Source organism: Actinoplanes sp. NPDC051861 (assembly GCF_040681145.1).
Classification (GTDB): Bacteria; Actinomycetota; Actinomycetes; order Mycobacteriales; family Micromonosporaceae; genus Actinoplanes.
This window is the reverse complement of the sequence record NZ_JBFAYE010000017.1, coordinates 1-14,727: the sequence shown is the minus strand read 5'-3', so window position 1 is coordinate 14,727 and position 14,727 is coordinate 1. Positions and strand designations below refer to the sequence as shown.

At 70.4% G+C, this 14,727-nt stretch carries 6 protein-coding genes; all 6 read right to left on the bottom strand.

Annotated features, from left to right (window positions below):
• Positions 1 to 4 precede the first annotated feature (4 nt).
• Positions 5 to 583, bottom strand: a complete 579-nt coding sequence (locus AB0M02_RS33215) for a hypothetical protein (RefSeq protein WP_364234145.1) — start codon at positions 581 to 583, stop codon at positions 5 to 7.
• Positions 580 to 1,614, bottom strand: coding sequence for a LuxR C-terminal-related transcriptional regulator (locus AB0M02_RS33210; RefSeq protein WP_364234144.1), 1,035 nt, complete (start codon positions 1,612 to 1,614; stop codon positions 580 to 582). The genes AB0M02_RS33215 and AB0M02_RS33210 overlap by 4 nt, the downstream gene beginning before the upstream one ends.
• A gap of 113 nt (positions 1,615 to 1,727) precedes the next feature.
• Positions 1,728 to 3,701 (bottom strand): tachylectin-related carbohydrate-binding protein, encoded by a 1,974-nt coding sequence (locus tag AB0M02_RS33205; RefSeq protein ID WP_364234142.1) that lies wholly within the window; start codon positions 3,699 to 3,701, stop codon positions 1,728 to 1,730.
• Between the two features lie 114 nt (positions 3,702 to 3,815).
• The gene (locus AB0M02_RS33200) at positions 3,816 to 4,340 is read right to left on the bottom strand and encodes a HEAT repeat domain-containing protein (RefSeq protein ID WP_364234139.1); all 525 of its coding nucleotides are present in this window, start codon (positions 4,338 to 4,340) and stop codon (positions 3,816 to 3,818) included.
• Positions 4,337 to 14,080, bottom strand: coding sequence for an RHS repeat-associated core domain-containing protein (locus tag AB0M02_RS33195; RefSeq protein ID WP_364234137.1), 9,744 nt, complete (start codon positions 14,078 to 14,080; stop codon positions 4,337 to 4,339). Before AB0M02_RS33195 ends, AB0M02_RS33200 begins: the two co-directional genes overlap by 4 nt.
• A 98-nt stretch (positions 14,081 to 14,178) precedes the next feature.
• A partial coding sequence (locus tag AB0M02_RS33190) for a non-reducing end alpha-L-arabinofuranosidase family hydrolase (RefSeq protein WP_364234135.1) occupies positions 14,179 to 14,727 on the bottom strand: 549 nt, incomplete at its 5' end.

Genomic DNA, 14,727 nt, shown 5'->3' with positions numbered 1-14,727 from the left:
CGTCTCAGTAGCAGGTGCCGCAGATGCCCCACGGTTCGCCGGGCGGGCGCACCTCGCCCTCGTATATACCCATCTGGACTGGTTTGGTCACCAGGGGGTCGTTGACTGATGTCTCCTTGGCACCGGCATGGAAAGCGCCGTCCCCACCGATCCAGACCTCCACGCGGGCGCAGAGTTTCCGCTCGTTGGCGCCGGCCAGCAGGCACACGCCGTACTCGCCCGGGTTCTCCGGCCTCAGCACCGCCGCCGCGAAATCACGGGTGCTGCGCGGATTGGTTCCGGTCGGACCCTGGGCATCCGGCGGGAACAGGCGGACGTTGTACCCCTCGGAGATTCCGACCGGCTGGTCCTCGAAATAGGTGGCGAGACGGAACCCGGAGTCGGCAACCTGCGGGTCGCACTCCGTCGCCGAGCCGGCCATCACCACCCAGGCGACGTTCATGTAGGCGTCGTCGAACCGTGGTAGGACGCACGGTGCCATGTTCCACGGGACGGGAGCGGCGGCCGCGGGTGGTGCCGCGGTCACCACCAGGGTGAAGATCGCGGCCAGCACCGCGAGCACATGCGGTCTGCGTTTTCTCATCTTTCTCTCCCCCGTTCGATATCAACTGGGCCGGACCGTGGGATCGGCACCGCACCGTCGGCGCCGAGCACCAGGGCCAGCTGGAACCGGTTCTCCACACCGAGCCGGTCCATCAGGGCGCGTAGCGCGTACACCACCGTCCGGCGGCTGAGCCCCAGCTCGGCCGCCGTCGCCTCCTCGCTCGCGCCCGCCGCGAGCAGCGTGACGATGGCCTTCTCCCGGCTCGTCAACACGATCGCGGACACCTCCCGGCTGCTCGGGTCGTGACTGGTTCGCCAGATCCGCCAGAACAGCTGGGTGAGCTGTGCCGCCGCATCGGGGTCGGACACCTCGACGGCGCCGGCGTTGAAGTCGGCCGGGTCGAGCGGGAACAGCGCGACCCGGCGGTCGAAGACCATCAGCTTGAGCGGCAGCGAGGTGGCCTCGCGGTACTCGAAGCCGGGCGGGGGCCGGCTGACGCTGCCGTCCCGTGGTGCCAGTCCGAGGACGCGCATCCGAACGCCGCGATCGATCAGGGCCTGGTCGATGGGGCCGGCCACGCGGGCCGCCTCGGCTGTGATCACGTCCTCGGTGTGGATCGACAGGTGCTCGACGCGTTCGCCGGCGGCCAGATCGGCGATGCGGTGGCGGGTGTGATACCGGCTCGGCAGCACCCGGATCCGCTCCTGCGGGATGCGGTCCAGGTGGATCCCGGCCACCGCCGCAACATGCCGCCGGCAGCTGTCGGCATGGGCGATCGGCGCGCGCCTGCGGCGTACGATCAAAGCCACCTCATCCACCTCGCGCGCCGCCCAGCAGGTCTCCCCGCCGGACGGCTCGGCGAGGCGGATCGCGCCGAAGTCGGCCAGCTCCTCCACGGCGCGGTCCACCCGGCACGGCTCCACGCCGAGCTCGCGTGACAGGCGCGCGCCGCCTGCCGGCCCGAGCAGCACGAGCGTTCTGTAGATCACGTCAGCCAGCGGCGACAACCCCCAGCGCCCGGCAGGCAGAGCGACCGCCGGCTGACGTACCCCCGTATCCGAATCCGTCATGGTCCCCCGTCCTCTCCGGGCAGAGGGAACCACCCCGGAGCCCTCTTCAGCCAGAGGGTTCCGCTATTGCTTGCTCATTTGCGCAAGACCATCGGGAATCAGACAAGTCGATGTCACCGAGGGGCCGCAAGCGTGTGCCGGGTGAATCCCGGCACGGCCTCGGCGGTGCCTCGCGCCGCGGCGTCGGGCGGCGCCTGCCGGGTGTACACCTTGGTGGAGTCGTTCTGGTTGCGGTACACGATCAGCCACGACTGCTGGCCGTCGGTCCCGGTGAACTCGGCGACCGTCGGCTCGGTGGCCGCGGGGTCGCCCTGCGTGTCGATCCGCTCCCAGCCGCCCCAGGCGCCGGTCGCCTGCGCGGTCTCGAACACCCGGTAGATCGCGTTGTCCGGACCACGCGCGACCACCGCGATCCGGCCCAGTTCGGGGTCCAGCACGGCGGCCGGCGGCCCGGCCGCGGCGAACGTGCCGACCGGCTTCCACACGGCGTTGAAACCGCCACCGGCGGACTGCTGGATCTGGGTGAGGATCTGGCCGTCCGCGGTACGGGCGAACAGCCGCAGGATGCGGCCGGGCAACGTGATCACGGCGAGCGGGCCGGTCGGTGTGATGCCACCGAGCGGGGCCCACGAGGACAGGGTGGCGTCCCGGTACGTCGCGTAGATCGGCAGGCCGGCGGGGTCGCTGGCGAACAGCGTCGCCGAGCGGTCCGCGCCCGCCACCACGACCAGCTGCCGGAGGTTCGACCCGCCGAGCGGCCGCCACGGCAGCAGGTCGCCGGCCGGCCCGTCCTGACTGCGGAACCACAGCGAGCCGCTGTCGTCGGTCGCGAACACCGCCGCGGTGTTGTCGCTGAGCCGCGCGGCGACCGGCCGCGAACCGAGGATGCCGGACAGGTTGAGCCCTGCCTGCCAGCCGGTGTCCGGCGCGGCGGCCCGGGTGAACGACCAGACGTCGGATGCGATGCTCTGCGTCAGGACCTGCAGGCTGCCCTGCCCGTTCCGGATGAGCGTGGGCTTGCCGGTGAACGCCTCGTCGCTGTTCACCGTCGACCACTGCACGAGGTGGAAGTTGCCGGGGCTGGCCTGATGTCCGTGCCGCAGGCGGCCGAGGTTGTCGGTGTAGACGTACTCGATCGCCCCGAGTGCCGTGCCGCTCGCCGGCGCCTGCACCACCGCGGTCGGCGTGAACGGCTCCACCGTCGTGCCGGGCCGCGGCGGGATCTGCTGCTCGGCGACTCGGCACGTGTCGGTGACCGCGAACACGTTGGCGAAGCTCTGCCAGCCGACACCGAAACGCGTACCACCGACCGGCCACGTCTGCGTGTCCAGCTGCCACCGGTAGTGGTTGAGGTCGCCGTTGCCCTGAATCCCGAACAGCGTCTCCCCGCCGACCGAGAACATGCCCTTCGTGAACATCTGCCAGCCGTCACCCACCAGCTGGTTCTGGTTGACCCACCGCTGACTGGTGGCCTCGAACCGGTGCCGGTAGAGGTGCCCGTTGAGGGCCCGCCCGTACAGCACACCGGGCCCGGCGGCGACGATCAGGTCGTACCGGTCCCAGCCGGTGTCCAGCACCCGGTTGAGCACCGTCCACGTCTTGCTCTGCTCGTTGTAGCGCGACCAGCGCAGCTTCCCGCCACTGTCCACGGTGTAGAAATCCCCGAGACTGTCCACCGTGATCTTGTTCCGGCCGGCGGCGGACGCGTACTCGTTGAAGGCATCGCTCAGCTTCTCGCTCTGCGCCCCGTTGATGCTGTCCCAGTTGGTCCCGTTCCACCGGTACCGATACATCCCGGTCGAGTTGATCCCGTAGACCTTCCCGTCCGGCCCACCGAGAATCCGCCCGAACCCGTTCCACCCGGTCCCGACGACACCGTGGGTGCCGCCGGTGGCGTTGGTGGTGCCGGGCGAGGCGTAGGAGTAGCGGCGCAGGTTCCCGTTGGTCTCGGCGCCGAAGAGGGTGGCACCACCGCTGCAGGTGAAGGTGTCCGCGGCCACCGCCGGCGAGCCGCCGACCAGCGCGAGCGGCGCCGCCGCCAGGACAACCACTGTTGATCCGGCCAGCCGTCGTAGGTTTGTTGTCATTATTCCCCCGAAAATGAGCGAACGCAATTTCTACCTGCGGCGAGACGCTATACAGAGCCGGCCTGTCCATCAACGACCCTTGCGCATCTGCGCAGTGGTGGATCGTCGATCTACTTACCTGCTGTTCTGGGTATTCCTGCGACCGAGTTGCCCCTGAGCCTCTTCGCGGAGGATTTCGTCGTCCGAGCCGAGCAGTCGAATCAAGGCCTTTTCGGCATCCCGCCCAGGAATGCTTCCGAGCGCCCAGATCGCTTTACGCGCCAACGCTCTGCTCTCGTCGTAATCAAGATAATCCGGAATGAATTGGGTGGCTTCAAACAGCTGCGAAACCGTGCAGGGGTCATGCAGTCCACCGATCGCGCTGACGACATCTTCATGCTTCTCGTGCCAGTCGGCCGTAACGAGCAGTGATAGAGGGCTCAGATATTCGGGCGTCACTCCGAAGATGTTCGCCACGATCAGAGCCATTTCGACGTCGATGCGGTCGCGCCGTCTGGAGGCATCAAGCAGCAGTTCAAGGCCGAGAGTGGAGCCATCGGACGCGCCGAAATGGTCGAGCAGTTCCTTTTTGCTGCCTTCCGCAGCGCGGCCGGGAACCGACACCAAAGACAGAATCAATTGCCGATCCTCTGGAGTCACGGTCCAACCCTATCAAATCCAACGATCCCTTCGTTGAAGATGTCCAAACCGGCACCTCTCCCGAGTCCTATATTGACTTGCGCGCCTTCTCCCTTGAAGAACGCGGCTGCCCTGTTCCAGCCCCGGGACACAATGGGCATGTTGGGGAATGCGTTGGCCGTCGCCGCTGACCTGTCTCGGACGCCCACGCCCATCAGTCTTTCGGTTGTTCCCGGACGAAGCGAGAATCTCACCGTGACCCCGTCATACGATTCCGAGAAACTCTGTGTCGGGGAGATGAACGTCTCCCGGGTCGGTGATAAACGTCCGGTTGAGTTCAGCGAATCGAAATGGTCCTGACTCATCGTTCGGTAATATGTCTCGGGATCCGAGGACTGATGCCTGCCGACGTAGCCGGTGTCCGCGGCAACCTCACTCGACGCGTGCCTGCCTCCGCAGTTGTGCACGAGGACCGGTGTGGTGCCGGCGAGCACGTGGTAGGTGTGCAGCTTGTCAACCGTGAGGTTGTGGACGCGCCGGCGTTCGCTCCACGTGCGCGTGCTGACCACTTCGGCCGGGCGGTGATCGGCGGTTTCGAAGCGGTACCCGGGCCGCAGATCCTTGGCGTTGATCCATCGGTTCAGGCCGGGTATCCAGAAGGGGTGCTCGTCCGTGGCGGTGACAGTCGCGGTCTTGGTGCCCGCTGCGCCGTCCACGTCCACCGTGATCTGGACGAGGTTCTTCTGGCCACTGCCGACGATCACCTCAGTCACCCGCCGGTTCTCAGTGCGGTCCGTGGTCGGGTCGGTGGCGCGGACGGTGTCACCCGGGCGTACCTTCTCGATCGGTCTGCGGGAGCCGTCCGCCATGAGGACTGCCGTGCCGGGGGTGAAGCTGTTGCCGCCGCAGCTGCGGGCGCGGCCGGCGGTTACTGCGCCCAAGCCCGCCGAGACGGCTACGCCGGACCAGTCGACCTTGCCGGTGGTGGCGGCCTGGGTGACGGCGTCGCTGACGCCGCCCTCGGCGGCGCCGGCCAGGGCGCGGCCGGCGGTGCCGGCGACCCTCGTCGCCACCGCACCCGCGACCTTGGCGCCGACCATGCCGGCTCCGCCGCCGATCAGGCCGGTGGCGGCGCCGGTGCCGGCTGATTTGAGGGCGTCCTTCCAGTTGTGGATGTTGCCCTGGCCGGCGTCCTTGGCCAGGTTGATCAGGGCGGCTGTGCCGGCGATGCACGCCAGCGCCGCGGCGCCGGCGGTGGCCGCCGTGCAGGCGAGGCCGGCCAGGATGGAGCCGGCGATCGCGGCGACCTCGAGGATCATGTCCTTGTGTTCGGCTATGAACTCGCCGACGGTGGCGGCCGCCTTGGAGACGGTTTCGATGACGGCGCCCACCTGGTTGGCGGCGGCCTGGTAGAGGGTGGTGGCGAACTTCTTCGGGTCGGCGATGGCGGTGACCGTCACGGCGACCACGGAGGCGGCGAGTTTGGCGGTGGTGGAGACGATTTTGCCGATGGATTTGAGCAGGGGCTTGGTCACCGCGGCCAGCACGGGCAGGGGCGTGTACTTCACCGCCTTGGCGACGGCCTGTTTCGCGGCGGCGGTGACTGCTGCCTTGGCGGCGCGGGCTGCCTGGACTGCCTGGGCGGCCTTCTGCTGGGCCCAGTTGACCGCGTTCTTCACGCCGTTGGTGACCGCGTTGACGACCGTGGCCAGGCCGGACTTGTTGTAGAGCCACTCGGCGCCGCGGGCCAGGGCGCTGCCGAAGGCCTTGACCGCGGAGACGCCGTAGTTCCAGGCCGTGGTGACGACGTTGCTGACGGCGCGGTAGGCGGTCGAGACCGCGCTCGCTGCCTTGCGTACCCACTTGGGCCAGTGGCCGTCCGGGTCGGCGAAGTCCAGGGGTGCGCCGGCGCCGTACGCGTAGCGGTTGGCCAGGATCGAGTCGCCGCCGGAGTAGCCGGCGCTGTCGCGGGAGACGAACGCCCCGGTGCCGGGCTCGTACCAGCGGGCGCCCATGTCGACCTTGCCGCTGTCCGGGTCGGTCCAGTCGCCCTGGAAGCCGATGCTCGCGGTCCGCTGCTCGGTCGCCGTGCGCTTGCCGAACGGGTCGTAGGCGGTGGAGCCGGCCGGTGCGGCGGCGGCCGGGTTCGCGGGGTCGAGTTCGGCGACGATGTCACCGTGCCCGTCGGCGATCGTCAGGCGCTCGACCGCGCCGACCGCGGTGGCGAGCAGTTCGCCGGACGGGCCGCGGGCGTACTTCTCCGATCCGTACGTCACCGGGTCGGAGCCGGGACCCGCGTAGGAGAAGGCCACGCCGTTGCGCGCCGTCACCCGGTCCAGGCTGTCGTAGACGTAGCTCTGCTCGCCGGCACTCAGAAGCCGGTCGAAGGCGTCGAACGAGTACTGCTCGGCGAGCCCGGAACTGGTGCGGCTGCGCAGCGTCCCCCGGGCCGTGTACGCGTACGTGTAATCCCCGTCCGACAACAGCCGGTTCCGCTCGTCGTACGTGGCCGTCCTGGTCCCGCTGCGCACCCGGTTCCCCGAGTCGTCCCACCCGTATCCGGTGGTGCCCTCGGGACCCGTCCACGAGGTGAGCCGCCCCGCGAAGTCGTAGGTGTAGGTGTTCTCGCCCGCACCGGCCGTGCCCGCCGTCGTCTTGCGCGTCACGTGCCCGTTGCGGTCGTAGCCGTACCCGATCGAGGTGACCACCACGTTCGCCGAGCTGCGCAGGGTGTCCGTCGCCAGCTGCCCGTAGTCGTCGTAGGTGAACGCGCGGGCCCGCCCACCCCCGTAGTCGATGCTCTGCACAGCGCCCGCCGCGTCGTACGCCAGAGTCTGCGTCGTCCCGGTGAGCCCGTCGGTCAGCGTCTTCAGCCGCCCCCGGTCGTACCCGAAGCTCGCCGTCCCCGCCGCATCCGTGCGCCCGGTCAGGTTCCCGTCGCTGTCGTAGGTGAACGTGGCGCCGTCGGCGCCGATCACCGCACCCCGGTCGTTGTAGGAGAACGTGCTGTTCCCGGCCGTGGTGAGCCGTCCCGCCAGGTCGTACCCGAGGCTGCGCTGCGTGGTCTGCGCCTCGGCGCCACTGCCGGTCTCGGTGCGCAGCCGCCCCGCGGCGTCGTAGGTGCGTGTCCGGCTCACCCCGCCGGGCGCGGTGAGCAGTGTCGCGCGCCCGTCCGGGTCGTAGCCGACCGTCCAGGTGCGGTCGGCCGCCGCGGGGTGCGCGGCCGTCGCCGGCTCGATCACCGATTCGGGCAGGCCGAAGCTGTTGTACGTGTACCGAGTGACGTTCCCCCGCCCGTCCGTGTACCGGGTCCGGTTCCCCGCCGCGTCGTAGCCGAACGACGTCGTGATCGCATGCCCGTCCGACACCGGTTCGATCTGCCGCGTCAGCCGGTCCGCCGCGTCGTACTCGTAGCGGGTCGTGTGCTGGTCGGGATCCGTGGCGGCCAGCAGGTTCCCGGACGCGTCGTACTCGTACGTCTGGGTCCGCAGCACTTCCTCGCCGCCCGGCTTCAGATCGCTCTCGGCCACCCTGTTGCCGAACTGGTCGAAGGTCAGCCTGGTGGCCCGTCCCTTGCCGTCGACCTCCCGGACCTGCCGCCCGGCGTAGTCGTAGCCGAACTGCCGGACCACCCCGGCCGGTGACGTGGCCCGGGTCAGCTGCCCGAGCGCGTCGAACTCGTTGCGCGTCGTGGCGCCGCTCGGTGAGCTGACCGTCAGGGCGTTGCCCGCGTCGTCGTAGCCGACCCGCCCGGTGAAGACGCCGGCCTGCGGGAACCGCTCGATCCGCGTCGAGGTGACCGGCCGGTCCAGGTCGTCGTAGGTGGACTCGGTACGCGCACCGGTCGGCCCGGTGGTGGAGAGCAGCTGCCCGGTGTGGGTGTACGTGAACCGCGTGACCGCCCGCTGCTCGTTCGTCTCACCGGGATCGTCCTGCGTCACCACGCGGCCCAGACCGTCGTACGCGAACCGGGTGACCGCCCCGCCGGGCTGGGTCACCGCGACCACGTTGCCCAGTGCGTCGTACTCGCTGGTGGTGACCGGGGTGACCGTCTGCGAGGCGCCGGGGGCGGTGTACGCCGGCCGCACCGAGCGCACCGCCCGCCCGAGACGGTCGTACTCGGTGCGGCTCACGCGCCCGAGCGGGTCACGCGCCGAGGTCTGAGCGCCGAACGTGTCGTAACCGGCGGTGCTCACCGGGCGTACGGTCGCATCGTCCGCCTCCGTGGGCGGCCCCGTCACCCGGACCACCCGCCCGGCCTCGTCGTATTCGTAGTTCGTGGTGTTGCCACGCGGATCGGTCAGCGACAGGCGCAGCCCGCGCCGGTCGTAGGTGTAGCCGGTGACCCTGGTGGCGTTGCCCGCGGTGACCGTCTGCCTGGTGACGTTCCCGGCGTCGTCGTACTGGTAGTCGACCTGGTCGGCCGGCTGCGTGCCCAGGCCCGGCACGTTGGACGACTTGCCGGTGCTCGTGGTGCGGGTGACGTTGCCGTTGCCGTCGAAGACGAACGTGCTGGTCCGGTTCAGCCCGGCCGGGTCCTGCGTGGTCGCGGTGACCTTGCCGGCCCGGTCCACGGTGTGCGTGGTGGTACGGCTCCCGTTGCCCTCGGCCCGTCTTGTCAGGTGACCGGCGCCGTCGTACGTGTTCTCCTCCACCACGTAGTCACGGGTGGAGCCGTCCGGGTCGTGGAACTTCTTGAGCACGACCCGCCGCAGCAGGTCGTCGGCGTAGTACTGGTACTCCAGCCGCCGGCCCATCGCGTCGGTGTCGCTGGCGAGGCGGCCGGCGTAGTCGTACGAGTAGGAGTGCAGCACCAGATCGCCGAACCGGGTCTCCGCGATCTTGTGCTGGGCGGTGTAGACGAACGACTGCCGGTTCCCGTTCGCGTCCACCATCGACGTCTTGTTGCCGAACCGGTCGTACGCGTAGGTCGTCTCACCACCCTCCGCGTCGGTCACCACGGCGGGCCGGCTGTACTCGTCGTACTCGGTGCTCGTCACCCGCGGCTGGTCCCCGCCGAGCAGGTCGGCGATCGTGACACGGGTGACGTTGCCGTCCGGGTCGTACTCGTTGCGCACCTGCTGCTGGTGCCGTACACCGGTGACCGCGTCCGTGGTGGCCGGCGACGTCAGCGACGTGACCTTGCTGTTGGTGTCGTACGCGTACGTCGTGACCAGGCCCTCCGAGACCAGGTTCTCCGTGATCCGGCGGCCGATCGCGTCGTAGGTGTACTCGGTGACCAGCCCGGACGGCGTGGTCACCCGGGCCGTGTCGCCGTTGCTGAAGTACGCGTACCGGGTCACCTTGCCTCGCGCGTCCCGGGTGCTCAGCAGCATCCCCACCGGGATCTGCCCGCCTCCGACCGCGGACTCGGTGCCGTTGGAGTAGTCGTGGTCGACCGTGCTCCCGTCCGGGTTGACCTGCACGTCCAACTGCCCGGTGAAGTGGTACGAGTACGTCGTCCGGTAGGTGTTGTCGGTGGCGCTGGCCGAGCGCCCGTCGCGCGTCTCGACGACCAGGTCGCCGCGCGGGTCGTACGGGTCGGTGGGCGAGGGCGGATAGCTCGACCAGGTCGTGTAGCACTGCCCGGTCACCCGGCACGTCTTCCGGGACGCCACGTTGCCGCGGTCGTCGTACGTCATCTCGACCGCGTCGCCGTTCTCGTTGACGATCCGCTTCTGGTTGCCCTTGTCGTCGTACTCGAAGCTGCGCACGGCCAGCCCGTCGAGGGTGTGCCGGACGAAGACCGGGCCGCCCGAGCCGCCCGGGATGATCGTGCAGAACGCCGGGTCACGCGGGTCCGGCTGCGAGCAGACCGGTGTCGGCGTGGGGGAGGGCTCCGGTGCCGGCAGGGGTTCCGCGGCCTCCAGGCCGAGCGGGATGCCGGAGCGCAGGAGGCGGCCGGCGAGCGCGTCGTACTCGTACAGGTGCGGCCGGTTGGCCGGGTCCAGCACCTGGATGCTGCGGCGCAGGTCGGCGTCGTTGCCGTGTACCAGCGGCGCGCCGATCTTCCAGGTGCCGCCGTTGTCGTCGGTGTACTCGCGTACCCGATCGGTGGTCACGTCGTAACCGACCTCGGCACCGATCCGGCCGCTGGGCAGCGTCACCTTGCTGATCTGCGCGGCCGCCGTCGTCCCGGCCCGGTAGTGGGCGAGGACCGCCGCCGGCCCGAGCGGGTGCGAGTAGACCGCGACCTCGTCGATCGCGCCCTGGAACGAGCGCTGAGCGGCGGTTCCCCAGCCGGGCCAGGACCCGGGTGTGGCGGTCGCCGCGGCGCCGATCTGGTTGAACGTCAGGTCGGAGTGCTCGATCGGCGCCCCGGTGACCTCGCCGGCCTTCCGGCCGTCCAGGTACAGCGTCTGGGTCGTGCCCATCACGGACAGCACGGCGTGGTGCCAGACGTCGTCCCACACCCGCACCCCGGAGGTGGCCGGGTTGACGGTGCCGGTGGCGAACTGGCCGCGCAGCAGCCCGTCGGTCCCGGTCCAGAGCACCGGCCCGCCGGCGCCCGGCGCGGTGCCGAGGGCGGCGTTCTGGTATCCGATCAGCGGCCCGCCGGTCTGTGTGCCGGAGAGCTTGAACCACACCTCGATCGCCGCGTCCCGGCTCTTCTTGACCGTGCCCTTTGGTAGTTCGACGTGTGAGTTGACGCCGTTGAAGGTGGCCGCGGTGTCGCCGGTCCCGGCCACCGCGCCGGGAGCGCCGACGGTCACGTTGCGGTACGTGCCGGCGTCCTTGCCGAGGTTGACCGCGACCGCACTGGCCGCGCCGGTCGCGTCCTTGTCACCGAGCCGCCAGTAGGACTCCGGCTTCGCGTCGAGCACGGTGCTGCGGTAGTGCGAGCCCTGGGCGTACTCGTACCCCGTGCAGGCGGTGTCGCTCGCCGGCGGGCACACCCGGGTCAGCAGGTCGCCGCTGTAGGTGTACCGCCAGGTCAGCGGCGCACCGCCGACCGGGTCGGTGGCGACGGTGGCGATGTGGTTGCCGGACCAGGTGAACCGCAGCGAGCGCCCGGCGGTGCCGGCCTGCACCCGGGTGACCCGGCCGTTCGTGTACGAGAGTGTCACCGACCGCCCGGCGTTGTCGGTGATCTTCGACAGCTGAGCGGGCTGGCCCGCGCCGGCGAGCGCGAACTGGTACTGCGTGCCCGACCGGTCCCGCAGCGTCCAGGCGCTGCTGTCGACGGTCAGCCGGGCCGTGCGGCCGGGCGGCGCGGCGAAGGTGCCGTCCGGGTTGCGGCCGAACCGCACCGCCTGCCCGTCCGGGTAGGTGATCACCACGTTGCCGGAGCCGTCGTCGTCCGGCGTCACCCGCATGTCGTAGCGCGAGCTCCAGCCCGCCCCGAACGCCGAGTCGGTCCGCGGGTCCAGGCTGTTGTAGGTGCGCGTCAGGTTGAGCTCGGGGCCGGTGTTCGCCACGGTGGCGTCCAGGGCGGCGGTGCGGTAGTTGCCGACCTGCGCGTCGAACTCCCGGTCCTGCGACGCGTAGGGCGCGTTCGCGATCCGCGAGGTGATCTCCGGCTGCGGCACGGCGGCCAGCAGGGCCAGGTCGGGGGAGGTGACCTCGTTGGCGCCGTCCTTCACGTACGCCCGCCAGATGTAGTCCTTGCTCCAGCTGAGGCGCCCGGCCGGGACCACCCACGACGGCTTGGCCTGGTACGCGGTGCCGGTGCAACCGGTCGGTGTGCCTGCCGAACCGCGATCGCACACCTCGAAGCGGTACTGCAGGGTCGCGCCGGGCGGGGCGTCGGTGTCCACGGCGCGGGCCCAGAGCAGCGGGGTCAGCGTCGGCGTCTGATACCCGTTGGGCGGATAGATCTCCTGCACCACCGGCGGCACGTCGAAGACCTGCAGCACGATCCGGCCCGGCGGCACCTGATGGTCGGTGAAGACCTGCCCGCCGGTGGCCACCATGGTGAAGTCGAGGAAGTAGTTGCCCGGCTCGAGGGCCTTGACGGTCGCGTCGAGGGTGATCTGCGCGCCGCGGGCCACCGTCGTGGGCAGGTCGGCCGCGCGCTGCTGGGTCACCGCGGCACCGGTCTCGGCGTTGTAGGCCCGGTAGGCCAGGTAGTACCCGGCCGGCGTCCAGTCCTCGGCGCCCAGGTTGGTGACGGTCACCTTGACCTTGCCGTCCTGGGTGCGGGTGACCGGGGGTTCCGGCGCCGGCTTCGGGATGGCGTAACCGGCGTTGTACGGGGTGTGCGTCACGTACAGCTTCGGCGGGTTGGCGCCGGCTCCGGCGAACTTCTTCCACGCCAGCGAGTCCGTCGTGGACGCGCGCAGGGACAGGCCGTGGTTGGCCTGCTGCCCGTTCGCCCAGCGCTGCACCAGAGCGCTGCCGGCCGCGCCGAGGTCGATCATTTCGGGTGCCGCCGGGCAGGCTGACTGCGATTGGCCAAAGGCCAGATATCCGTACGCGAAAGGCTGGCTCGCCAGTGCCGCGCCCACTGACGGGCCGGGGTACCGGTAGCCGCTGCCGGGCGACCACTCCTGGGTCACCGGGTGGACGGTGACCGGCCGGGCCCGGCAGGACGGCGCGTCGAAGTTGGTCACCACGACGGCGGCGCCGTACACGGTGTGGTTGCGCAGCCGCTCGGCCAGGTTGCCGAACTTCAGGTACGTGGCGGTGTCCTGCCCGGCGACGCGCCCGACGGTGAGTTCGGAGCCGCCGGCGGTGGAGCCGTTGCCGCGTACGGTCATCATCGCGTCGGCCGTCGCCGAGTCCACCGGCGGCCCCACGGTCGGGTCCACCAGCACCGGGAAGCGGCGGGCCGGGTCACGCAGCCAGCCGGTGTCCACGGTGACCCGCAGCGCGTCACCGGTCAGGTGGTAGGACACGCGGGTCGAGGTGGCCGGATCCTCCGCCGAGTCCGTCATGAAACCCGGCGGGATGACGGCCCGCGCCCGGCCGCTCGCGTCGGAGAGCACCACCGAGCCCGCCACCATCGCCGCGGTGAGCCCGGTGAGGCGCAGCGGGAACGTGTACGTGGCCGGCGCGTCCGCCGAGTGCAGGACCAGGGTCTCCTTCAGCGTCCCCGGCAGCGACTCCAGCCGCAGGTCCACCGACGGGAACACGCCGGGGTAGACCACGCCGCCGCTCTCCGCCCGGCCGGCCACCGGGGCCGCGCCGGACAGCCCGTAGGCGAGCCCGTGGCCGCCGTCGAGCGTGATCCGGGCCAGCTCCGCCGCGTCCGCGCGGGGAGCCAGGCGCAGGCCCACCGCGTCGGCGCGGTTCTGCCAGCCGCCGTCGCGGGCGGTCAGTGTGCTGTCGATCGGCGCCCAGGTGCCGTCGGCACGGCGGTAGTTCACCGGGGTGGTGGAGAACTCGGTCGTCTGTGTGCCGTCCGCGTTCTGGAAGCGCCGTTCGTAGGTGTTCCGGCCGGAGGCCAGCTCCCGGCTGCGGTCCCGGTCGAAGCCCGCCCGCTTGCGCGCCGGCGGCTGGGCCACCCGGGCCTTGTTGCGCGGGGCCGCCGCCGTGGTCTTCGGTGCGACCCGCGGGTACCGGCCACGCTCCGACATCGGCACGGTCCGGTTGCCGGCTTTGCCGGCCAGGTGACTCAGCCCGGCCGCCGATCCCCAGCGCTGCTCGGGTACGGGCCCGGAGGCCGCCTGTTCACCCTGCTTCCCCGATGCCGGTGCGGCCTCCGGCGGCCCGGTGACAGCGTCACAGCCGCCGGACAGCAGCACCGCGACCGCGACGAATGCCGCAGGCCACGGTGCTCGCAGCGACCGTACCCCCGCCCGTGATCCCCCGTGCGCCATCCGGACCTCCCCCAGGTCTCGCACATCGCTGTGCGGGGGAAGTTATTCATCGACGCCCGTGAGCGACAGGGGCCGTGCTCATGTGCGCAACGCGCTGCCTATCGCTGGAGGGTGAGCAGGCCCGGCCGGTACGGCAGGAGGCCGTAGTCGCCGCCCGAGCTGGGCGAACGACCCTGGTAGAGAAGCTGCAGGTTGCAGGGGTTGATGGTCATGGTCTGGTCGGCGTTGCTGCGGATCAGCTCACCGTGGCTGATGTCGTTGGTCCAGGTGGCGCCGCTGTTGGCCTTGCCGGCGAACGGGTTGCTCTCGCTGGCCGCCTGCGGGGTCCACGAACCGCTCAGGCTGCTGGAGGTGAAGGAGCGGAAGTAGCGGCCCTGGCTGCCGATCGCTTCGACGATCATCAGGTACTGGTTCTGGTTCTGGACCTTGTAGACCTGGACGGCTTCGAACAGGTTGTTCGTCGAGTCGGTCATGATCGTGGTGTAGTTCGAGCCGAAGTTGCCGGGGAAGTTGCCGATCGGCATGCTCGCGCGGTAGATCCGGCCGTTGTCGCCGGCGAAGAACAGGTACATGTTCTGGCTGTCACCGATGATGGCCTGGTCGATCGGCCCGGTGCCGGAGTTGGAGATGCTGCCGGTGAACAGGGT